This window comes from Amycolatopsis sp. NPDC004747 (assembly GCF_053601335.1).
This window is the reverse complement of record NZ_JBSGBQ010000005.1, coordinates 119,717-142,889: the sequence shown is the minus strand read 5'-3', so window position 1 is coordinate 142,889 and position 23,173 is coordinate 119,717. Positions and strand designations below refer to the sequence as shown.

General features: G+C 70.0%; 14 protein-coding genes. 7 read left to right on the top strand and 7 right to left on the bottom strand.

Features of this window, described 5'->3' with window-relative positions; all coding sequences use genetic code 11:
• The first annotated feature begins 4 nt into the window (after positions 1-4).
• Entirely contained in the window at positions 5-811 is an 807-nt protein-coding gene (locus tag ACWEGE_RS09470) for an SAM-dependent methyltransferase (protein WP_449659981.1), read from the top strand.
• On the opposite strand, the gene ACWEGE_RS09465 is transcribed toward ACWEGE_RS09470, so the two are convergent.
• The gene (locus ACWEGE_RS09465; RefSeq protein ID WP_449659980.1) at positions 808-2,220 is read right to left on the bottom strand and encodes an MFS transporter; all 1,413 of its coding nucleotides are present in this window, start codon (positions 2,218-2,220) and stop codon (positions 808-810) included. The two genes, ACWEGE_RS09470 and ACWEGE_RS09465, sit on opposite strands and share 4 nt — an antisense overlap.
• A gap of 86 nt (positions 2,221-2,306) precedes the next feature.
• On the bottom strand, positions 2,307-2,759 hold the full coding sequence (locus ACWEGE_RS09460) for a DUF3761 domain-containing protein (protein WP_449659979.1): 453 nt from the start codon (positions 2,757-2,759) through the stop codon (positions 2,307-2,309).
• Between the two features lie 86 nt (positions 2,760-2,845).
• Between ACWEGE_RS09460 and ACWEGE_RS09455 the strand changes: the two genes are divergently transcribed.
• From ACWEGE_RS09455 to ACWEGE_RS09445, 3 genes are all read left to right on the top strand, one after another.
• Positions 2,846-3,913 carry a sensor histidine kinase gene (locus tag ACWEGE_RS09455; RefSeq protein ID WP_449659978.1) on the top strand — a complete coding sequence of 356 codons (1,068 nt, stop codon included), beginning with the start codon at positions 2,846-2,848 and terminating at the stop codon, positions 3,911-3,913.
• A 7-nt stretch (positions 3,914-3,920) separates the two neighbouring features.
• Positions 3,921-4,586, top strand: coding sequence for a response regulator (locus tag ACWEGE_RS09450; protein WP_449659977.1), 666 nt, complete (start codon positions 3,921-3,923; stop codon positions 4,584-4,586).
• A 114-nt stretch (positions 4,587-4,700) separates the two neighbouring features.
• The gene (locus tag ACWEGE_RS09445) at positions 4,701-6,746 is read left to right on the top strand and encodes an MMPL family transporter (RefSeq protein WP_449659976.1); all 2,046 of its coding nucleotides are present in this window, start codon (positions 4,701-4,703) and stop codon (positions 6,744-6,746) included.
• A 51-nt stretch (positions 6,747-6,797) separates the two neighbouring features.
• Here the strand turns inward: ACWEGE_RS09445 and ACWEGE_RS09440 are convergent, their stop codons facing one another.
• Positions 6,798-8,969 carry a 3-hydroxyacyl-CoA dehydrogenase NAD-binding domain-containing protein gene (locus ACWEGE_RS09440; RefSeq protein ID WP_449659975.1) on the bottom strand — a complete coding sequence of 724 codons (2,172 nt, stop codon included), beginning with the start codon at positions 8,967-8,969 and terminating at the stop codon, positions 6,798-6,800.
• A gap of 8 nt (positions 8,970-8,977) precedes the next feature.
• Positions 8,978-10,189: an acetyl-CoA C-acetyltransferase gene (locus tag ACWEGE_RS09435; RefSeq protein ID WP_449659974.1), complete on the bottom strand. Its 1,212-nt coding sequence runs from the start codon at positions 10,187-10,189 to the stop codon at positions 8,978-8,980.
• A gap of 149 nt (positions 10,190-10,338) precedes the next feature.
• Between ACWEGE_RS09435 and ACWEGE_RS09430 the strand changes: the two genes are divergently transcribed.
• On the top strand, positions 10,339-11,517 hold the full coding sequence (locus ACWEGE_RS09430; RefSeq protein ID WP_449659973.1) for a TetR/AcrR family transcriptional regulator: 1,179 nt from the start codon (positions 10,339-10,341) through the stop codon (positions 11,515-11,517).
• Positions 11,518-11,902: 385 nt separating this feature from the next.
• The gene (locus tag ACWEGE_RS09425) at positions 11,903-13,699 is read left to right on the top strand and encodes an aKG-HExxH-type peptide beta-hydroxylase (RefSeq protein ID WP_449659972.1); all 1,797 of its coding nucleotides are present in this window, start codon (positions 11,903-11,905) and stop codon (positions 13,697-13,699) included.
• Positions 13,700-13,705: 6 nt separating this feature from the next.
• On the opposite strand, the gene fxsT is transcribed toward ACWEGE_RS09425, so the two are convergent.
• Genes fxsT through ACWEGE_RS09410 form a run of 3 tightly spaced genes read right to left on the bottom strand, consistent with a single transcriptional unit; the run spans position 13,706 to position 20,556 of the window.
• Positions 13,706-17,974, bottom strand: a complete 4,269-nt coding sequence (fxsT, locus tag ACWEGE_RS09420) for an FxSxx-COOH system tetratricopeptide repeat protein (RefSeq protein WP_449659971.1) — start codon at positions 17,972-17,974, stop codon at positions 13,706-13,708.
• A gap of 1 nt (position 17,975) precedes the next feature.
• Positions 17,976-19,034: an AAA family ATPase gene (locus tag ACWEGE_RS09415; RefSeq protein ID WP_449659970.1), complete on the bottom strand. Its 1,059-nt coding sequence runs from the start codon at positions 19,032-19,034 to the stop codon at positions 17,976-17,978.
• Complete coding sequence (locus ACWEGE_RS09410) at positions 19,012-20,556, bottom strand: VMAP-C domain-containing protein (protein WP_449659969.1); 1,545 nt, start codon at positions 20,554-20,556, stop codon at positions 19,012-19,014. The genes ACWEGE_RS09415 and ACWEGE_RS09410 overlap by 23 nt, the downstream gene beginning before the upstream one ends.
• A gap of 766 nt (positions 20,557-21,322) precedes the next feature.
• Between ACWEGE_RS09410 and ACWEGE_RS09405 the strand changes: the two genes are divergently transcribed.
• Positions 21,323-23,131, top strand: coding sequence for an aKG-HExxH-type peptide beta-hydroxylase (locus tag ACWEGE_RS09405; protein ID WP_449659968.1), 1,809 nt, complete (start codon positions 21,323-21,325; stop codon positions 23,129-23,131).
• Positions 23,132-23,173 lie beyond the last annotated feature (42 nt).

The following is a 23,173-nucleotide window of genomic DNA, read 5'->3' as shown; positions in this document are numbered from 1 at the left end:
GCGGATGAGCGAAGACGAGTACGCGCGGCGGGGCATCGACCTCGACAAGCCCAACGCCGCGCGCGTGTACGACTACATCCTCGGCGGGCAGCTCAACTACGCCGTCGACCGGATGTTCGCCGAGCAGGTGCTGGCCGCGCAGCCGAACGCGCGCGAGCGGGCGCGGCTCAACCGGCAGTGGCTGCGCCGGGCCATCCGGTTCGGGATGGACCAGGGCATCCGGCAGTTCCTCGACATCGGCTCCGGGATGCCGACCGTCGGGCACGTGCACGAGGTCGCCCAGGCCGTCGACCCCAGCGCGCGGGTGGTCTACGTCGACAACGAGCCGGTCGCCGTGGCGCACAGCGAGATCGTCCTGGAGGACAACGAGAACGCGGCCATGGTGCACGCCGACGCCGAGTTCCCCGACGACGTCCTCGAGCACGACATCACCGAGATGATGCTGGACCTCGACCAGCCGGTGATGGTGGTGATGGCGCTGTTCGTGCACTTCATCCCGGACGAGCGCGACCCGGCCCGGCTGATCGCCGCCTACCGCGACGCGCTCGCGCCGGGCAGCTACCTCGCCCTGTCCTCGGCCACCTACGAGCAGCAGAGCGCCGACACCGCGCGCGCCGTCGCGATGTACCAGAAGAGTGCGAACCCGGTGACGCCACGCTCGGCCGACGAGCTCCAGGCCTTGGTGGACGGCTTCGAGATCGTCGACCCGGGCATCGTGTTCATTCCCGAATGGCGGCCGGACGACCCCGCGGAGATGCCACCGAACCCCGCCGAGTGCGGCGGCCTCGCACTGGTGGCACGCAAGAACTAGACGGCGACCAGCTCCGGCGCGGTCCGCTTCCGCGGGACCAGCGCCGCGAGCACCGCGCCCGCCAGCGCGGCGAACGCGGCCACCGCGAACGTCGCGCGGAAGCCGGACAGCGACGGCACCGGCAGCCCGCCGACGGTGATCGTCAGCTGGGCCAGCATCGCCGCCATCACCGCGCTGGAGACGGCCGTGCCGACCGAGCGCATCAGGGAGTTCAGGCCATTCGCCGACGCCGTTTCGGTGACCGGTACCGAACCCATGATCAGCGCGGGCATCGCCGCGTACGCGATGCCGACGCCGGCCCCGATGATCACCGACGCCGTGATCAGCTCGAACGCGTTGTCCATCAGCACGATCGCGAACGCGTACCCGGCGGCGATCACCAGCGAACCGCTCATCAGCGTCGGGCGCGGCCCGAACCGGGCGATGAGCCGCGCCGAAACCGGCGAGAGCAGCATCATCACCAGGCCGTTCGGGGCCAGCGTGAGGCCCGACTCGACCATCGTCTGGCCCAGCCCGTAGCCGGTCGACGCCGGTGCCTGCAGCAGCTGCGGGAACGACAACGCCATCGCGTACAACGCGAAGCCGACCATGATCGACGCGAGGTTCGTGAACAGCACCGGCCGGCGCGCGGACACCCGCAGGTCGACCAGCGGGTCACGGCGGCGCAGCTGGTAGGTGCCCCAGGCGAGCAGGACGACGACGGCGGCCGCGGCCAGCCCGAGCGTCGGCGCGCTGGTCCAGCCCCAGGTGCCGCCCTTGACCACCGGCAGCAGCAGGCAGAGCAGCCCGGCGGCCAGGCCCAACGCGCCGAAGTAGTCGAACGGCGCGGGCGTCCGCAGCGACGACTCGGGCACCACCGTGACGATGAGCAGCGCGCAGGCCAGCCCGAGCCCGGCGGCGGTCCAGAAGAGCACGTGCCAGTCGGCGTTCTCGGCCACCAGGGCCGCGACCGGCAGCCCGATGGCCCCGCCGACCCCGAGCGTCGCGCTCATCAGCGAGATCGCGCCGCCGACGCGTTCGGGCGGCAGTTCGTCGCGCATGATGCTGATGCCGAGCGGGATGACGCCCATCGCGCAGCCCTGCAGCCCGCGGCCGAGGATCTGGAACGCGAGCGCGCTGGTCGTCGCGGAGACGACCGAGCCGGCGATGAGCAGCCCGAGGCTGACCAGGATCATCCGCCGTTTGCCGTAGAGGTCGCCGAGCCGCCCGCTGACCGGCGTGATGACGGACGCGGCCAGCAGCGTCACGGTGACCACCCAGGAGGCGTCGGCCGCCGGGACGTGCAGCAGCCGCGGGAAGACCGGGATCAGCGGCACGACCAGCGTCTGCATGAACGACGCGACGAGCCCGCACGAGGCGAGCACCACGACGATCGCGCGAGGAGACGACGCCGAACGGGACACCACCACACCCCCAGTGTGTACTTAGTACGCATCATGCAACTTCATGCACTGTACCCACGGGGTGACGGATTTCCGTCCGAGTGGCGGTTTCGTCACAGCCAGGTGCGGACGCCTCCGTGGCCGGAACACGTGCCCGAGCGGTGCTGGCTGTAGCTGTAGGTGCCGTCCTTGCAGAGGGCCGTCGCGCCGTCCGGGTTGTCGCTGGGCCGGTGGACGCAGTTGCCGTCGGAGTTCCGGTAGTAGTCGGCGCCGCACTCGGCCGGCTTCGGCGCGGCCTGCGCGGTGGTCCGCGGCGTGGTCGCCTTCGGAGCGGTCGTCTTCGGAGCCGCCGCGGTCGTGGTGACCGCCGGGGCCTCGGACGTCGTCGGGACCGGAACCGGCGTCTCGGTCGGCGCCGAGTACGTCGGGGTCGAATACGCCGAAGTGGTCGGGGCGACGACCCCGAGGTTCCCGGCGTCCTTGGGCGGCGTGGGCGGCACGGAACCGACCCCGCACCCCGCGACCAGCACACCCGCGACCAGCACTGCACCGAGCTTCATCCGCATGCCGACTCCCTTAGCCGCACGAAGCAATGCCGCAGGAGTCGACCGAACGCGCCCGGTTGTTACGCCGGTTCTCCTAAACTCTCCATATGTCCTGGTTACGGCGGTACGCGGCCGAACTGGCGGTCGTCGTCACGGTCGTCGTCGGCTCGCTCTTCGCCGTCCTCAACGACGGTGCCAAGCCCGCGCACCACGCCGCGATCGGCTGGGCGCTCACCGGCCTCGCCTGTGCCGCCCTCTTCTTCCGGCGCCGGTACCCGCTGGGCGTCGCCGCGCTCACGCTCGTCTGCTGCGCGCTCTACTACCCCCTGACCGACCCCGACGGCCTCGTCCTCCTGGCCTTCGCCTACGCCCTCTACAACGCCGCCGCGGCCGGGCGGATCCGCGGGGCCGCGCTGCTCGTCGTCGCCGCGATGGCCGGGGTCACGGCAGGCGAGATCGGCTCGCGGACCGGGCGGCACGTCGACAACTTCGCGTTCTTCCTGATGACCGGCTGGTTCGTCGCCCTGGTCGCCGGCGGGGCCGTCGCGCACTACCGCGCCGAGGCCGAGCGCACGAAGGAGGCCGAGGCCCGGGCGCGCGCGACCGACGAACGCCTGCGCATCGCCCGCGAGCTGCACGACGTCCTCGGCCACCACCTCGCGCTGATCAACGTCCAGGCCGGCGCCGCCCTGCACCGGCGTGACCCCGGCCAGGCCGAGGAAGCGCTCGGGGCGATCAAGGAGGCCAGCAAGACCGCACTCCAGGAGTTGCGCGCGACGCTCGGCATGCTCCGCCAGGCCGGCACACCGAGTCTCCAGCGGGTCGCCGAGCTGGCCGAGTCCGTCGGCGCCTCCGGGCTGACCGTGCGCACCGAGATCGACGGCGTCGCCCGCGACCTGCCGCCGGACGTCGAGCTCGCGGCGTTCCGGGTGGTCCAGGAGGCGCTGACGAACGTCGCCAAGCACGCCGGGGCGAAGACCGTCGTCGTCCGGCTCGGCTACGGCGCCGACGAGCTGACCGTGGCCGTCGACGACGACGGCCGCGGTGGCGCGGCGCCCGCGGGCAACGGCATCCGCGGGATGGCCGAGCGCGCGCGGGCGCTCGGCGGCGAGCTGACCGCGGCGCCGCGCGAAGGCGGCGGTTACCGGGTGCGAGCCCGGCTGCCGGTGCGATGATGGGCCGATGATCCGGGTCCTGCTCGTCGACGACCAGCGGCTCGTCCGCGCCGGCTTTCGGTCCATTTTGGACGGCGAGGACGACATCACCGTCGTGGCCGAGGCCGCCGACGGGCGCGAGGCGCTGCAGGCCGCGCACGACCACCACCCCGACGTCGTGCTGATGGACATCCGGATGCCGGTGCTCGACGGCCTCGCCGCCACCCGGCACCTCCTCGAAGACCCGGGGGTGCGGACGAAGGTCGTCATCCTCACGACGTTCGACCTCGACGAGGACGTCTACGGCGCGCTGCGGGCGGGCGCGAGCGGGTTCCTGGTCAAGGACACCGAACCCGAGGAGCTGATCCACGCCGTGCGCGTGGCCGCCCGCGGCGACGCGCTGCTGGCGCCGTCGATCACCCGGCGGCTGATCGCGGAGTTCGCCGCGCGCGGCACCCGCCCGGCGCCGTCGCCGGCCCTGGAGCGGCTCACCGAGCGCGAACGCGAGGTGCTGACCCTGGTCGCGGCCGGGCTGTCGAACGACGAGATCGCGCGCGAGCTCACGCTCAGCCCGGCGACGGCGAAGACGCACGTCAGCCGCATCATGACCAAGACCGGCACGCACGACCGGGCGCAGCTGGTCGTCCTCGCCTACGAGTCCGGCGCGGTGACGCCGAGGTGGCTGGCGCCCTGACCCGTACTCCCCCGGGTGTACGGGACGAGCCTTAAGGGACACCGCTGGGAGCACACGAAGTGTCCTCCGCGGCGCGACGCGGGGTAGGGCCCTTCTCGCGAATCCTTGTCCACCATGGACACCATCACCCGTACCGCCGGCGGCGGCCTGGCCCGGCTGGCCGGCTGGGCGCAGCGCCACCGGTGGCTCGCCGTCGCGCTCTGGACGCTGGTCCTCGTCGGCGTCACGTTCACCTCGCAGCTGGCCGGCAGCGCGTTCCACGACGACAACTCGTTGCCCGGCACCGAATCCCAGCAGGTCGTGGACCTGCTCGAGTCGTCCGCGCAGTCCGGCGCGAGCGCGCAGATCGTGCTGAAGGCCGACGGCGGGCTCGCCGCGAACCGCGCGCCGGTCGACACCATGCTGGGCGAAGTCCGGTCCCTGCCGCACGTGCGGTCGGTGACCGAGCCGACGCTCTCGCCCGACGGGCGGATCGGCTACGCCACCGTGACCTTCGACGCGGCGTCGACCGACCTCCCCTACGACGACATCGTGAAGTTCGCCGACACCGCGAAGCGGACCGGCCCAGTGGAAGTCGCGCTCGCCGGGGACCCGATCGAGCGGATCTCCGGAGGCGGTGGTCCCGCGGAAGGCGTCGGGCTGCTCGCCGCGCTGGTCATCCTCGTCTTCCTGTTCCGTTCGCTGCTCGCCGCCGGGTTGCCGGTGCTCACCGCGGTGTTCGCGGTCGGCAGCACACTGGGCGTGATCACGGTCGTCTCGCACTTCGTCGACATCGCGAGCTACACCTCGCCGCTGATGATGCTGGTCGGGTTCGGCGTCGGCGTCGACTACGCACTGCTGATCTTCTCCCGCTACCGCACGGAAATCCTGGCCGGCCACGACCGCGACGCGGCCGCCCGGCGGGCCCTGGACACGGCGGGCCGTTCGGTGCTGTTCGCCGGGACGACCGTGATCATCGCGCTGCTCGGCCTGCTCGCGCTCGGCCTCGGCGGGCTGCGCGGGGTCGCGCTGTCCGTCGCGCTCACCGTCCTGATGACGATGCTGGCGTCCGTCACGCTGCTGCCCGCGTTGCTGTCGCTGTTCGGCAGGCGGCTTGAACGCGGCATCCGCCGTCAGGCTCTCCGCCGGGAACCCGGCAAGGCGTGGCGACGGCTCGCCGACGGCGTCCAACGTCGTCCCCTGGCCCCGCTGGCGATCGGCCTGATCGTCCTCATCGGACTGTCCATTCCGGCCGCCGGAATGCGGCTCGGGTTCGCCGACGCGAGCACCGACCCAGCCGGTTCGACCACGCGGAAGGCCTACGACCTGCTGGCCGAGGGCTTCGGCCCGGGCTTCACCGGCCCGCTCGCGATCGTCACCGAAGACGGCGACACCGTTGCGCTGCAGCGGAAATTGGCGACCACTCCCGGCATCGCCCAGGTCCTGCCGCCGATGGGCCGGACGGTTCTGGCCTTCCCGACGACGTCACCCCAGGACGAGGCGACCGCCGAGCTGGTGACGCGGCTGCGCACCGACGTCCTCCCGACCCTGCCGGGCCACTACCTGGTCGGCGGCTCGGTGGCGGCCGCAACGGACTTCGCGGCCGCCGTCGCGGACCGGCTGCCGCTGTTCGTGCTGGTCGTGGTCGGGTTGTCGGCGTTGCTGCTGATGGTGGTGTTCCGCTCGGTGCTGATCCCGCTCAAGGCGGCACTGCTGAACCTGCTGAGCATCGGAGCAGCTCTGGGCGCGATGACCCTGGTGTTCGGCGACGGCTGGTTCGGCGCCCAGCCGGGCCCGATCGAGGCGTTCGTCCCGGTGATGATCTTCGCGATCGTCTTCGGGCTGTCGATGGACTATGAGGTCTTCCTGGTGTCCCGCATGCACGAGGAGTGGCGCCGGACGGGCAACGCCCGCTTGGCGGTGCGCGAAGGCCTGGCCTCGACGGGCGCGGTGATCACCGCGGCGGGCGCGATCATGGTGCTGGTGTTCGGAGCATTCCTGCTGGACCCGTCGCGGATGCTGGCCCAGTTCGGGCTGGGCCTGGCGGTCGCGGTGCTGCTGGACGCACTGGTGATCCGCTGCCTGCTGGTTCCGGCGATCATGCGGCTGCTCGGGGCCCGCGCTTGGTGGCTGCCGCGGTGGCTGGACCGGCGGTTGCCGCACTTCGCGCTGGAGCCGTGAAACGCCGAAGGCCGCCACCGGAATCCGGTGGCGGCCTTCGAACGTCAGCCGTTATTCGTAGATCTCGCCCTTCGCGGCCTTCTCGACCAGCGAAGCCGGCGGCTCGAAGTGGTCGCCGTACCGGGCGGCCAGCTCGCGAGCCCGGTCGACGAAGCCCTGCAGGCCACCCTCGTACTGGTTGATGTACTGGATGACACCGCCGGTCCACGCCGGGAAGCCGATGCCGAAGATCGAGCCGATGTTGGCGTCGGCCACCGACGTCAGCACGCCCTCGTCGAAGCACTTCACCGTCTCGAGCGCCTCGGCGAAGAGCATCCGCTCCTTGAGGTCCTCGAACGGCACCTCCGCCGAGCCGGACTTGAACGCGTCACGCAGGCCCGGCCACAACCCGACGCGCTTGCCCTCCGCGTCGTACTCGTAGAAGCCCGCACCCGTCGAACGGCCCTTGCGGTCGAACTCCTCGACCATCCGGTCGATCACGGCCTCCGACGCGTGTGCCTTCCACGTCCCGCCCGCGGCCTCGACCGCTTCGCGCGTCTCCTTGCGGATCTTGCGCGGCAGGGTCAGCGTCAGCTCGTCCATCAGCTGCAGCGGCGGCGCCGGGTAGCCCGCCTGCGAACCGGCCTGCTCGATCGACGCCGGCTCGACGCCCTCGCCCAGCGCGGCGACGGCCTCGTTGATGAACGTGCCGATCACGCGCGAGGTGAAGAAGCCGCGGCTGTCGTTGACGACGATCGGGGTCTTCTTGATCTGCAGCGTGTAGTCAAAGACCTTCGCCAGCGTCGCCGGCGACGTCTTCTCGCCGCAGATGATCTCGACCAGCGGCATCTTGTCCACCGGCGAGAAGAAGTGGATCCCGATGAAGTCCTCGGTCCGCTGCACGCCCTCGGCGAGGGTGGTGATCGGCAGCGTCGAGGTGTTGGAGCCCAGCACCGCGTCGGCGTTGACGACGCTCTCGATCTCGCCGAACACCTTGTGCTTCAGCTCGACGCTCTCGAACACGGCCTCGATGACGAAGTCGACGCCCGCGAAGTCGGCCGGGTCGGCGGTCGGCTTGATCTTCGCCAGCAGCGCGTCCGACTTCTCCTGCGTGGTCTTGCCGCGCGAGAGGGCCTTCTGCTCGAGCTTCTCCGCGTAGCCCTTGCCCTTCTCGGCCGCCTCCAGCGAGACGTCCTTCAGGACGACGTCGATGCCGGCCTTCGCCGACACGTACGCGATCGCGGCGCCCATCATGCCCGCGCCGATGACACCGACCTTCTTGGCGGTGTACTTCTCGAAGCCGTCCGGCCGCGAGCCGCCCGAGTTGATCGTCTGCAGGTCGAAGAAGAACGCCTTCGTCATGTTCTTCGAGACCTGGCCGGTGGCGAGGTGGATGAAGTAGCGCGTCTCGATCTGGATCGCGGTGTCGAAGTCGACCTGCGCGCCCTCGATCGCGGCGGCCAGGATCGCCCGCGGCGCCGGCATGTTCGCGCCCTTGATCTGCTTGCGCAGGTTCGCCGGGAACGCCGGCAGGTTGGCCGCGAAGCTCGGGTTCGACGGGGTGCCGCCGGGGATCTTGTAGCCCTTGACGTCCCACGGCTGGACGCCGCCCTCGGGGTTCGCCTTGATCCACGCCTTCGCGGCGGGGACGAGCTCCTCGACCGTGCCGACGAGCTCGTGCACCAGCCCGAGCTCGAGCGCCTTGGCGGGACGGTGCCGCTGGCCCTGGAGCAGGACGTTCAGCAGCGCGCTCTGGATGCCGAGCAGGCGGACGGTGCGGACGACGCCACCGCCGCCGGGCAGCAGGCCCAGCGTCACCTCGGGCAGGCCGATCTGGCTGCCCTTGACGTCGGCGGCGATGCGGTGGTGCGTCGCCAGCGCGATCTCCAGGCCACCGCCGAGCGCGGCGCCGTTGATCGCCGCGACGACCGGCTTGCCGAGCTGCTCGATGCGGCGCATCTGCCCCTTCATCAGGCTGCTGCCCTCGGTCAGCTCGACCGCGTGCTCGGGCTTGGCCTGGATGAGGTCGTTCAGGTCGCCGCCGGCGAAGAACGTCTTCTTCGCGGACGTGATGACGACGCCGGTGATGGAGTCCTTCTCGGCCTCCAGGCGGTCGACCGTGACGCCGAGCGACTCGCGGAAGTCGGCGTTCATCGTGTTCGCCGACTGGTTGGGGTCGTCCAGGGTCAGGGTGACGATGCCGTCGGAGTCCTGCTCCCAGCGGATGGTCTTGCTCTCGGCCATTAGTGTCCTCACACCCGCTCGATGATGGTCGCGACGCCCATGCCGCCGCCGATGCACAGGGTCACCAGGGCGCGGCGCGCCTGGCGGCGTTCCAGCTCGTCGACCACGGTGCCGACCAACATCGCGCCGGTGGCGCCGAGCGGGTGGCCCATGGCGATCGCGCCGCCGTTGACGTTGACCTTGTCCTCGTCGAGGTGCAGGTCCTTGATCCACTTGAGCACGACGGAGGCGAAGGCCTCGTTGAGCTCCCACAGGTCGATGTCCTCGGGCTTGAGGCCCGCGGCCTTCAGCACCTTCTGGGTGGCCGGCGTGGGGCCGGTGAGCATGATCGTCGGCTCGGAGCCGATCGACGCGGTGGCCACGATCCGGGCGCGCGGGGTCAGCCCGAAGGTCTTGCCGACCTGCTCGGAGCCGACGAGCACCAGCGCGGCGCCGTCGACGATGCCGGAGGAGTTGCCGCCGGTGTGGACGTGGTTGATCTTCTCGACCGAGTGGTACTTCTGCAGCGCGACGGCGTCGAAGCCGCCCAGCTCGCCGATGCCGGCGAAGGCGGGCTTGAGCTTGCCGAGGCCCTCGACGGTGGAGCCGGGACGGCGGTGCTCGTCGTGGTCGAGGACCGTGACGCCGTTGATGTCCTTGACCGGCACGACGGACTTGGCGAAGTAGCCGCCGGACCAGGCGGCCTCGGCGCGGTCCTGCGAGCGGACGGCCCAGCGGTCGACGTCCTCGCGGGAGAAGCCCTCGATCGTGGCGATCAGGTCGGCGCCGGTGCCCTGCGGGACGATGTAGTTGTCGTAGGCGGTGGCGGGGTCCATGAACAGCGCGCCGCCGTCGGAGCCCATCGGCACGCGCGACATCGACTCGACACCACCGGCGATGATCAGGTTGTCCCAGCCGGAGCGCACCTTCTGCGCGGCGGTGTTGGTGGCCTCGAGGCCGGAGGCGCAGAAGCGGTTGAGCTGCACACCGGCAACGGTCTCGGGCAGGCCGGCGTTCAGCGCGGCGGTGCGCGCGATGACGGCGCCCTGCTCCCCGACGGGCGAGACGACGCCGAGGACGATGTCGTCGATCGCCTGCGGGTCGAGGTTCGGATGGCGGACCTTCAGTTCGTTGATCAGGCCGACCACCAGGTCGACCGGCTTGGTGCCGTGCAGGGCACCGCCCTTGTTCTTGCCGCGAGGCGTGCGGATCGCCTCGTAGATGTAGGCCTCGCTACTCACTGAACAACTCCTCGCGAGCGTTTCGGACGTCGTCGTACCGTGACCGAGTGTACCGGCCAGTAGGGCTAATGCCCATTAACATATCGCCGGATAACCCCATGGTGTCAATGGGTTGCAGGTGTGCCTTCAGCCGCTATCGTTCACTCACCATGACCGACTCTCTGCGTAGGGCGCGCCCCCGCGACCGCAAGGCCCAGCTGGCCGCGGTGGCGGCGGAGCTGTTCCGCGCCCGCGGCTTCCCCGGAGTCGGCATCAAGGACATAGCGGACGCGGCGGGCGTCACGGGCCCGGCGTTGTACCGGCACTTCGCAGACAAGCAGGCGATCCTGGCGTACGTGGTCCTGAGCGGCTTCGAGGACATGGAGGCGGCGACAGCGGAGGCCCTGTCGGACTCGGTTCCCCCGGCTGACCAGCTGGAATCGTTGTTGAGCCGCCTCGCGACCCAGGCGGTCGAGCGACGCGAGATCGCGGCGTTGTGGCGCTGGGAGGGGCGGCATCTGCCGAAGGAGGACCAGCGCGAGATCGCCCGCCGCTCGGCACTGGCCCTGGCGACGTGGGCGAAGGCGCTGCAGACCCGCCGCCCGGAACTGCCGGCCGAGGACGCCGAGCTCCTCTGCTGGGCGGCGCTGTCGGTGTTCGGCAGTGTTTCGGTCCACCACACGTCGGTGGCGCGCCGCCGCTTCGCTCAGTTACTGGTCGAACTGGCACTCGGTGTGCTGAACGCCACACTGCCTTCACCTTCGCCGACCCCCGAAGCCCCCGCATTACGGCTCGGCACCCCATCCCGCCGAGAGCAGGTCCTGGCGGAGGCGACGGCGTTGTTCGCCCAGCGAGGCTTCCACGACGTGAGCATGGAGGACATCGGAGCGGCGGCGGGCATAGCCGGCCCCAGCGTCTACCGGCACTTCCCCAGCAAGGCAGCGCTGATGGTGGCAATCGGCCACCGGGCGGCGGACAGGCTGGCGTTGGCAGCCGAGCAGGCCCTCCAGGCACCGGACGAGCGTTCAGCCCTACGCCGCCTGGCGGCGTCGTATGTGCACACGATCTTGCACACGCCGGAGCTGCTGGTGTCGTTCTCGGCGGACCGGGTGACGATGCCGGATCGGGACAAAGTGGACCTGCTCCGGGTCCAGCGGGACTACGTGGCCCAGTGGGTGACGCTGCTGTCAGCGACGCGGCCTTCACTGCCTCCGCGCGAAGCAAAGATCACGGTCCACGCGGCGTTGACCATCGCCAACGACCTGGCGAGAACCCGCCGAGTGGCGTCGAGACCCCAGTTCGGGGCCGAGCTGACAACGTTGCTGCACACAGTCCTCGGCATTGCCTGATCGGCGCTTCAGCCCAGTACAGATGACGACGATCGTGGCGATAAGTCGATAACTCTTTCTCGTAATTCCGACATAGCGCTCAGTAACACTGGGGGCACCCGAATGGGGCTACACAGGCCTGCTAAATTGTGGTCGACTTACCAGTCGTTTCTATGTTGCGGAAGAGGCATATCGGTATGCGGTCGCCGGATATTAACGGACAACCGGGGATCCAATCCAATATCCCCGATCTGAGTGCGTACTCACTGTCCCAACTGCCAAAACTCGACTCCGTGGCGTTTCGCCGTTCGATTCGTCACGCTGCGGACCGGACCGCTTACATACCGGTGACCGCGAGCGGCAGCCAAGGCGCCAAGCGCGTCGACTGAAACGCTCCGGAGAGTTCATGGTGCACGCGAAAAATCAGGTGACGTCCACTCCGGACCCACACTCGGTTTCCTGGGATGCCTTCGACAAACTGGCCGTTGGTGCCGGTGGGATGAGCGCCGGGAGCGTGCTACGCAGCGCTGATCGCAGTCGCCGGTTGCTTCTGCTCTCCGGTCTCGTCAACCTCGCAGCCTCGGACGAAAGTGTGACAGGACCGCTCGCCCCCGTCGAAACAGTCTGGAATCTGCTGGTCCAAGCCGAAGAGGCTCAGCCAGACGCGCTGGAGCGGGTGATCGCCCACCCGTACATGGGAAGCTGGGCGGGGTACACCACCCGCTTGATCGAACAGGGGCTGACCGGTGAATGCCCGCTCTGGGTCCACTACGGCTACCTCCACACCCTGGCCGCGGCTGCGGCGATCCACGCGGGTCTGACTTTCACCATCCTGGTGCCGGTCTGGGACGACGTCGTCGTGCTGCCGACGCTGGGTGCCGCCCGGTTGGCCGAAGGTGGCGGGTTCACGACCGCCGAAGTGCGCGGGGCAGCCGGGGACTTCACGATCCACGGCGAACGCTCGCAGGCCACGCCGGGAACGGCAGCCTGGAGTCCTCTCCGGGACTTCCGCTTCGAGGCCGGCGGCCGGGTTCTGGCGCTGCGGCTCGACGACCTGGACCCGCACCGCGGTCTCTACCACCCGATTCCGCCGGACCGGCTGACAGATGCCGAAGCGTCGACCTGGCGAGATCTGCTCGACGAGGCATGGCGGCTGATCGTCGAGCACCTGCCCGAGTACGCGGAGATCCTGCCCGCGGGCCTGACGTCGATCGTGCCGAACCCGGCCGTTCCGTTCCGGCTCCCCAGCGCGTCGACCGGCGAAGCCTTCGGAAGCGCGGTCATCGCCGGGCCCGAGGCAGAAGAACCCGCCACTCTCGCCGCGGCTCTGGTGCACGAATTCCAGCACATCCGGCTGGGCGGCCTGCTGCAGCTCGCCCGCCTGCACGACGACGACCGCACCGAACGGCTCTACGCCCCCTGGCGGGAAGACCCGCGGCCGTTCGGCGGTCTGGTGCACGGGATCTACGCGTTCTTCGGCGTTTCGGCCTTCTGGCGGGCCTTGGCACGAGCACATCCGGAAGATCGGTTGGCCGCCTTCGAGTTCGCCCACTGGCGCGCCCAGACGTGGCAAACTCTCGAATCCATCCGGGACGACGCTGCGCTGACCGACTCAGGACGGCGGTTCCTCAACGAACTCGCCACCGTCTTCGGGCCTTGGCAAACCGAACCGTGCGCTTCCGAAGCAGTGCATTGGGCGGAGAGGCTGGCCGCGGACCACTACGCCGGTTGGCGGCTCCGTCACATCCGCCCCGAGCCTGAAGTAATCGCGGACCTCGCTCGGGCCTGGCTGCACGGCGAGCCCTGCCCCCAGGCGGCGCCAAGTGGCCGTCTCGACACCCTTTCGGACGGAGAATGGGCGAACGCCCGTCCCGATCTGATCCGGGTCCGGCTTCGCCCGGACGGCGAACGCAAGTTGTCGCAGGTGTGGTCCCAGGTGCCGGGCGCGATCGAGGGCGACCACTGGCTGATCGCCGGCTTGGACGACGAGGCGCGCAAGGCCTACCAGTCTGTGCTCGACCGAGATCCCGAGCATGCCGAGGCACTGATCGGCCTCGGCCTCTCGTTGCCGGACGGGCCGGCCACGCGCGCCCTGCTCGGCGTACCGGAACTGGTCCGCGCGGTCCACCGGGCGCTGCGCGACGCGGGGAAAGCGCCGGCGGTCGGCGAATTGGCCGCTTGGATTGGCGAAGCGCGGCACTGACCCGGGCTACAACGGCATCGGGTCGATGTCGCACTCGGCGCGAACCGCGTTCTCCGCCGCCGTGATCGCGGGGTGACCGGGGCGAAGCACCCGATCAGCCACGACAAGGACGTCCCGGTGCTGGCTCAACGCTTCACGGACACGACCGAGCCGCTCGAGGTCCAGGGCTCGGTTGAGCCGCGCCGCGAGTGTGGTGGGGTGGTTCTCCGGCAGGGCTCGGCGCAACCGCGCCAGCGTGTCGGTGTTCATCCGCAGAGATCGCTGTACGTCGCCGAGCGCGAACCAATCGTTCGCGGTGTTGATCGAACACGCCAGGACGTGCGGGTGGACCGGGCCGAGCCGATCACGGAGGCCGGAGAGCGCGCGCTCGTCTCGGGCCAGCGCGTTCGCCGGATCACCGAGCAGCCGCATGGTGACGCCGATGTCGGCTTCGGCAGCCAGCGTGTGCGGGTGCCGGTCGCCCAGGCTACCCCGGTACAGCGCCAGTGCCTGTTCGCCCAGCTCCAACGACGGTGTCAGTTCACCGGCGTTGCGCAAGTCGATCGAATGGGCGAGCGCGCAGGCCATTGCGTTGGGGTGGTTCGACCTGTACTTGAGCTGGAAGCGCTCAAGAGCGCTGCCGGACAGAGTCAGCGCTGCCTCGTGGTAGCCATCTTTGCGTTGGGCCACCGAGAGATGGTAGTCGCGGCGGATGACGCCGTCGGTGCCCGAGCCGAACAGGCCGCGCACCCGCTCCACGGCCTTTTTCTGTTCTATGTGCGCCCATGAGTAATCGCCGAGCTCCCGTCGGCAGATGATCATGATGTTCAGCGTTCCGATGGTCTTCCAGTTGTCGTACCCGAAGATCTCAGACCGGCGCTCATAGGTGTCCTCGCTGAGCCAACGAGCCTGCTCGTAGTCGCCGGCCAGCAGAAGTGAGACGACGAGGTCGTGGGCCGCCTCGAGCGCGGTTGGATCGTCGTCACCGAAGAGCGAACGGACTTTCTCGTAGGTCTGCCGGTTGAGGTCGCGCGCGGCGAAGAAGTCGCCGTTGGCCTTCAGCCCGGTCGCTACCAGGACTTCGGCGCCGAGCGCCTGTTCCGATTCCGGGCCGAAAGTCCGCCGGTAGAGCCGTAACGTCCGGCTGCTGACCTCGGATGACTCCTCATATCGGCCGAGCACCCACAACACGAAACCGAGCTGCTCCGAGGTCGCAAGCGTTTGCGGGTCTTCCGCGCCATATCGCGCTGTCCACGTGGCCACGATTTCCTCGGCCAGCGCGACCGAGCCCAGGTGATCACCGGAGAAGTACAGGAACTTGACCAAGTTGAGCAGCAACTGACGGACCCACGGATCGTCGCAGTCGATCAGCCGGGCGTGCCGGAGGTGGGGCAGCACCATCTGGTACTGCGGCCAGTGCCGAGCAGCCTCCGGATCCTTCGGATCGACGTTGCCGAGCAACAGGTGGGCGCCGTGCCGCATCCGGGTGCGGGTCTCATCCGCCATCGTGGCCCGCAACGCCTGCTGCGCCAGCCGGTGCAGGAGCAAGGTGCCGCTGCGGTGATCCAGTTTGGCCAGGCGGCACCGGTTGATCTCCCGGAGTGCCCGGTCCAACAGGACGGGATCGCGCATCGCGGTGTCCAGTTCCGGCGCGATCGACACTCCGCGTACCCCGGCGAACAGGCTACGGGAGATCGGTTCGGCGGCGAAGAACGCGCACACTTGGAGCAGCTGGTGTGCGGCCGGACTTCGGGTCGAAAGCCCGTCGAAGGAGACGTTCCAGGCTGCCGTCACGGAAATCTCGTGGGCTGTCGGATGCGGAGACATGGCAGCGAGCTCGGCCATCTTCTCGTCCAGCAGCCGGGTGTACTCGGCGACCGGCATCCCGGTCTCGACTCGCCAAGCCGCGGCCTGGGCCAACGCGATCGGCAGGTCACCGAGCTTCTCCGCCAGTGCCTCGGCGTCAGCGGTCGTGACGGTGCCATCCCGGCGCCGCAGGAGGTCGATGCTCTCGGCGCGGGAGAACCGGTCGACCTCGATCGGCTCCGCCGGGAAGGAGCCGGAGGCCGGGTCGCGTGCGGTGACCAGGATCCGCCCCGGCCCGTCGACCGGGAGGAACGGCAGGAGGAACTCGGGTTCGTCCGCCGCGTCGAAGACGATCAGCCAGCGACGGAACGGCTTGCCGGCGCGGAGCGCGGCGAGGACGGCCGGTACCGCGGCGACCGTCTCGTCCGCGCCCGGCAGCCGCAGCTGCCGGGCGAGCTCCATCAAGGACGCCCGGATCTGGCTCTCCTGGGTCGCGCTGACCCACCACACGAGATCGTGGTCGCGGAGCCGCCGGTAGATGTACTCGACCGCCAGCTGGGTCTTGCCGAGGCCGCCGGGCCCGTGCAAGATCACGCTGCCGGCCGAATCCAGGCTCGCCCCCAGCCGGTCGAGCAGGTCCTGGCGGCCGACGAACTCCGGGTTGCGCGCGGGGACCGCGCCCCAGATCGCCGGTGCGTCGGTGGTGATCCGCCGGACGCGGCGCAGGGACGTGGCCGCTTCTTCCCGGACGTCCTCGACCAGCCGCTCGTCCGCGACCTCCGGTTCGGCTGTCGCCGGCGGCCCCACGCCGTCGTCGGCCTCGCCTGCGGTGTCGCTCTCCGCCGCCGCGAGCGCGAGTTCACGCTCCCACTCGTGCAGCCGTTCCGCGCGCCAGGCGTACGGCCCGGAGAGGGCGCGCATCACCACTCGCTCGAGAGCGACGTCCGCGCCCTCTTCGGGCAGGGCCGCCCGTTCGGGGTCGGCCAGCGCGTCCGCGATCCGCAGCAGAACGGGGTACTGCTCGCCGAACCGTTCTCCGGTCGCGAGGACGACCTGCACGGTTTCCGAGCGCCGTCCGGCCGTGAGCAGGACCTCGCGGATCGAGGCCGGGAATTCGAAGACGGCGTCGTCGCCGGCGAGGTTCGGCCGCGGACCGAGGAGCCCGCTGACGAACACTTCGGCGAGGTGGGACGAATCGGCTTCGGGCACGAGTTCGGCCCGGACGAACCGGGCGATCGGCAGGCTGACCGGAACCGCGGCCAGCAGGGTCGCGAGCCGGAACGCCGGCGGCGTCGCGGCGCCGAGGAACCGCCGGACCCGCTCCTGGGCCGTCGGCGGCCTGGCCGGCTCCTCGTCGTCCGCAGTCTCGGGCATCGGCTGGTCACGCGCGAGCAGCACCGTGCCCGGCACCGGCTCGGTGACCGACTGCGAAATGAGCCGCACCCACCAGCTGAACCACCGTCCGCCCAGCTCGAGGACCGGAACCGGAACCGCGCCGCTGACGGCCTTGTCGGGATCCGCCATGGTCATCCAGGCGTCCGGCAGGTCGAACCCGTAGCTGCCGTTCGGCCGGAACGGACCGGGTGACGTCAGCAACGCCCGGTGCAGCGGGATACCGGCCTTCTTCCACATGTGCTGGGGCAGCAGCTGCACCAGCGCGACCGGCATGCGTCCGCTCCACTGCGCGAGCAGCGGCGAAACCAGGTCGCGCCGCCACACTTCGCCGACCCCGTCGGTCAGGACGAGCATGAGCCGGTCGCCGTACCAGTCCAGGAGCTCGGCCACGCTGTGCTGCGGTGCGTCCGGGGTGCCGCCCCGCAGCACCGGAGCCAGTGAGCCGTCGGTTGCCCGGGACTCCGTTTCCAGGTACCGGATCCGGACCGTCCGGAACGCTCCCAGCTGCTGCACCAGCTTGAGGAACGACCGGACTTCCGGCTGCCACAGGCCCATCGACGCACCGGCGTCGATCACCACCGTCAGGTCCAGGACGCGGGTCGTCCTGGCGGGTTTGAGCATCGGAAGCCAGAGACCGTCCTGGACGGCACGTTCGGCGGTCCGTTCCTCGTCCAGCTGGACGTCGTCTTCCTGCGGTGAGGGGCGCAGCTGCTTCAACGGCCGGAGGGCTCGCAAGATGTCCTGACCACCAGGCATCGCCGACGATCCCGGGGGCCGCCCGTTCCCGGCCGACCGCTCGCCGCGGCCGAGGACGTCCCGCGCAAACCCTCCGACGAGCGGGCGGCGCCGACGCCCGATGGCCGGCTCCGCCTCCCCGGTCGAAGGAGCCGGCGGATCCGCGACCGGAGCCGGCTCGGGCTCCGGTCGCGGCTCCGGTAGCTGTGCCTGCTCGGACGGGCCGGGCTCCGGGATCGGCTCGTCGGCCGGCCGCGCCGCGGGCTCGCCGAGCACCGCCGCGAGCCAGACCGCATCCGCGACTTCACTCCACGACAGGGGCCCGGCGTCGGGGCGGCGCTCGGACGGCTCCCCGGCCATCTCACGGCACCACGGAGTTCAACTGCCGCCAGATGGCGTCGATCAACCGGGGCCAGGACTCACCTTCGTCGCGGTAGGCCCCCGAGGTCGCGAGGTAAACGGCTTCGAGGAGCTTGTCCACCGGCAGCCCGCCGAAGGCCTCGCTGCGGCTGACGAACTCTTCGATGATGCGGGACCGGTGGGTGTCGTTCGGGTCGAGCGCGTGCGCCGCCACCATCTCGGCCAGCTGTTCGATGTCCGGGTCCTGGATTTCGAGCCGGAGGCACCGGCGGAGGAAGGCAGGCGGGAAGTCGCGGTCACCGTTGCTGGTGATCACGACGAAGGGGAAGGCGGCGCACCTGACCCGGCCGTCCGGGATCGTGGCCGTCAGGTCCGGATCCGCCGTGAAGACCTCGACCTCGCGGCTGCGGCTGCGCATCCGCACCAGCTCGGGAATCAGGAACTCGCCGTCCTCGAACAGGCTGAGCAGGTCGTTGGGCAGGTCCGCTTCGCTCTTGTCCAGCTCGTCGATCAGCAGCACGCGCGGCTGCCGGCGCGGCAAGAAGACCGTGCCGAGTTCGCCGAGCCGCAGGTATTCGCCGATCGGCGGTTCCCGGTCGCCGTCCCGCCGGTCGGCCGCGCGGCCGGCGGCCGCCTGGGCCCGGCCGATCGCGTCGTAGGTGTAGAGACCGCCCTTGAGAGTGGTGTGGGAGGTGATCGGCCACCGCAGCACGCGGCCCAAGCGCAGCTCCCGGGCGACGCGGTACGCGAGACTCGACTTCCCGCTTCCCGGACGGCCGGTGACCAGCAATGGGCGACGCAGGTAAAGCGCCGCGTTGACCATGTCGATCTCGTGCGGGTCGACGTGCCGGGCGGGCAGCCGATGCTCGGAACCCAGTCTCCGGTCCGCCTCGCCTTCGTCCTGCGGGACGACGTCCTCGACCGGCAACGGGCCGCCGTTGAACGCCCGCCACGGTGGTGCCGGTGGCAGCAGGTCGGCCAACGACGCTTCGGAAAGGGGACGGCCGGTGCCGCGGTAGATCCACCACTCCGGTCGCTCAAGATGCTCTGCCGCGTTCATCTGAATCCTCCCGTATCGCGTCCGGCAGGTACGGACCGTCGTCCAGAAAGAGCAATCTGTTCGGGTCGTCCCACAGGATGACCAGATCGCGGGCGATCCGGAGGTCGACGGGGATGGTCACCTCGCGGAACGCCGCCCGCCGGGAATCCCGGGTCCGTGCGGGCAGGTCGCCGAGGCCGCCGCTGTCGAGGAGCCATGCGACGACTTCGTGCAGCACATCGGCGGTGGCGTCGGGGTGCCAGAGCAGCACCGGGATCCCGGAACGCAACCCGGTCGCCATTTCGTCCCCGCCGGAGCACGGCCGCGTCGGCGGCGGACCGGCGAGGACCATCATCAACCACTTCCCGTCGCTGAGAATCGCGTCGAGCCGGTGACGCCCGGCGGTGTCCTGCGGCGAGCAGTAGTACACCCGCTCGGCGGACGGATCATCGCTCATCGCCTCCCAGCGGATTCGCCACGCCCGGTGCCATTGCCGGGAGAACATCCTTTCCAGCGACCGGATGACGATCGGATAATCGAGGAACAGCGGCCGGGGATCGCCGGTTTCGTGCTCCTTGCACCACCGGTGCACCGGAAGGTTCACGAGCGCGCGTGGCAGCACGAACTCGAGTGCGACTTCTTCGCGGTATTCCGACCAGGCGCGTTCCGCGTCGACGATCAGCCGGTCGACGTGGTATTCGAGGTCCGCGCCGCGAACGGTGGCGATGCCGCCCCTGGCCGGCGGCCATTCTTGCGGGTCCTCCTGGCGCCAATGGGAAACCACGTGCCGATCGGGGTCGATCCCGTCCAGCTCCACCATGATCACCAGGTGCAGCCGGAGTTCGCCGCCGCCGCCGTTGTGTTCGCGTTCGGCGCGAAGCTCGCGCAACCGCTCTTCGCCCTGCACCCGCCGGGCCTGCCAGGTGTTCCATTCCCGCAGTTCGTCACCGAGCGGACGAGCGCACTTGGCGGCGACGAGTTCGACGAAAGCGAGCGCCGGTGGCAGGCCGTGCGCGGGCGTGTTGAGCTCGGTCAGCAGGCAGAACGCCTCCCAGGCGTCACCCGGCTCGGAGGCCGGGCACGTGGCCGGGCTGGCGGCGCGCCTGACCAGGATGCCGAGCAGGGGCGGGGTGAATCCGACCAGCACGGAACGCAGCCACGACAATTCCGAATCCGGCAGGAGGTCGTGCATCCGCGGTTCGTGCACGAGCCGGTGCAAGAGCTCGAATTCCGGGGAACCCGGACGCAACATGCGTACGGCGTGATCGAGGGCGTGCATCCCGCCATCGGCACGGGCGCAGGCGTTGACGATATCGATCAGCTGGTCACGTCCGGTCGCGTGGTCCGAAAGCGTCAACTGGAACCCGAGGTTGTCGTGAATCAAATCCAGCATCAGCGACCGGCTCGGCCGGTCGGTGGCGAGTCCGGCGTTGGCGAGGAGATTGACGATCGCCTCCCGGACCGCTACCCGGACCGTGGACGGGAGGTGGAGCTCCCAACCCGGTCCACGAGTTTGCTCACCGGCCGACACCTGACGAACCACCTCCCCGCCCGGGTGCCCGGGACCCGTGATTTTACCCATCGATCCGGGGCGGAATAGGGGCAAAAGATGGACATGAAGTGGTGCGTCGCAGACAACCGGCCGAATACCGTTGCGTCACCGCTCTCGGATGATCACGGCTAGAGCGTCGACCTGCGGGGACGACGGAGGTCCGGCTTTGCGCATTGCGAACGCGCGGGACCGCCCGGCACCGCAGCCAAGCTTCCGCCTTCGGCTCCACACGATCAGTGCCAGTGCCGTGCCGGACGTTTTCAAGGCAGTCTTCGCCTCCCGTGCCTCCATCAAGCGGAAGGGTGGCTGGTCGCGTTGCAGCCGGCGATATCCAGCGCCATGATCGTCTTGCGGTAGGCCGCCGAGCCCATGACCACCAGAGATCCCGAGTTCACGGGAACCCTCCTCGCCACAGGTCACACCGGCCACGCTCGACGCGACCGGGCTCGCCCCGTCGTCGTCCGAACGGCGCACGGCCTCCGTCCCTATCGCAATCGCCGGGAATGGGGGACAATACCCAGCGGGCCGACGGGGTCCGTTCTCCCTGCGAGAGGGGAATCGCGATGCAGGACGCACGATCCGGCAGGGAAGCGGGAATCGACTCCGCAGTCCTCGATCTCGGCGCGATACCACTGTCGGAGCTGCGCACCTTGGACGGCGGCGAATTGCGCAAAGCTTTGCGACACGCGGCGGAGCGGGTTTCTTATATCCCAGTGACGGCGAGCGGCAGTGAAGGTGCCCGGCGAATCGACTGACCATGGCCACCGACGCACTGATCCCCCACCACCTGTCGTGGAGCGATTTCGACGCATTCGCCCGGGGCGACGGCGGCCCCGCCCTGGTCCGGAACCTGCGTGCGGCCGAGCGGAGCAGAAGGCTGCTCCTGCTGCGGGGGATCATCGATCAGGCGGCCAAATCCCCCGACGTTTCCGCCCCGCTCCCGTCGCTCGAGTGGGCGTGGGAGCTGCTGGCCAGGATTCAGCAACAGGATCCCGCCGCGGTCGAAACGATTCTCGCCCATCCCTACACGGGGACGTGGGCCGGCTACACTACCCGGTTGTGCCGCCAGGACATGACCGGTGTCTGCCCGTTCTGGGTCCACCTCGGCCACGTGCACTGCCTGGCCGCCGCAGCGGCCGTCCGTGCCGGAGCCGCTTTCGAGGCGGAACTCCCGATCTGGCAGGGCACCGTGTCCCTGCCGACGCTCGGCATGGTCCGGCTGCGCACCGGCGAACCGTTCGGTGTGGCGCGGGTGTCCGCCGGGGACGACGGAATCGTCGTCCGGAACCGCCACATCGAAGTCCGGCTACCGGACGACCTGGGTGTCGAAACCGCGGGTTGGCACCCCCTCCGCCGGATCACGAGCTGGCACGGCGACCTGCGGCTTTCGCTCAGGCTGGACGACCTCGATCCCTACCGCGGCCTCTACGAACCGATTCCGCCGAAGCGGCTCACCGCCCTGGAAGTCGAATCTTGGCGCACCGTCGTCGACAACGCGTGGCACCTTGTCGCCACGCACCTGCCCCAGATGGCTGAGGCGCTCCGCGCTGGGCTCGAATCGCTGGTGCCGGCCCCGGCTGTCGCCTTTCGGCTGCCCAGCGCGTCCACTGGCGAGGCGTTCGGCAGTGCGATCGTGGCCTACAGCAGCGATTCCGAGCAGCTCGCCGCCGCGCTCGTCCACGAGTTCCAGCACATCAAGCTCGGCGGTGTCCAGCACCTGGCCACCCTGCACACCGACGATCCCCGCGAGCGGCTGTACGCACCTTGGCGAGACGATCCGCGGCCGATCGGCGGTGTGCTGCACGGCATCTACGCGTTCTTCGGTGTGACAGGCTTCTGGCGGGCGCTGGCCGCGGCCGAACCGGACAACGCGCTTGCGTCGTTCGAGTTCGCGCTCTGGCGAAGCGCCACTTGGCGCACTCTGCAGGACGTCCGTGGCGACGCCGTCCTGACCCCGACCGGGCAACGCTTCCTCGACAACATCGCGGTCGAAATGACCCCGTGGCAGGAGGAACCACTCGCCGCCGGCCCCGGAGCTTGGGCGATGTCGGCGGCCGCCGACCACTACGCCACTTGGCGCCTCCGGCATCTGCGCCCGGACGCCGAGACAGTAGCGGCGCTCGCCGCCGCGTGGCGTTGTGGGGATTCCTGGCCCAAACTCGGCAAACCGGCCGAGCCACGGACCCCGACGCCGGTCCCCGACGGCCGCTGGACCAATGCCCGGGCGGACCTGATCCGGCTCCGGCTCGGCCGCGGTGTGGCCGCGCTCGCCGAACACGGCCACACCGTCCCCGCTGTCACCGACGCGGACCTGGAACTGGTCGCCGGTCGACCCGAGCCCGCGATTGCCGGGTATCGGCGTCTGCTGGCGGACGACCCCGACGACCCGGCCGCACTCGTCGGGCTGGGACTGGCCCTGACGGCCTGCGGAACGGGGCCGGCAGCTCGAGCATTGCTGCACAGCCCAGAGCTGGTACGGGCGGTGCACCGAGCCCTCCGCGCGATCACCGGCACGCCCCCGCCTGTCGAAACCATCGCCGGATGGCTCGGCCGGTTCACTCACTGACCGAGCCGAGGCATCCGGCGCACTCCGCATCGGTTCGAATCA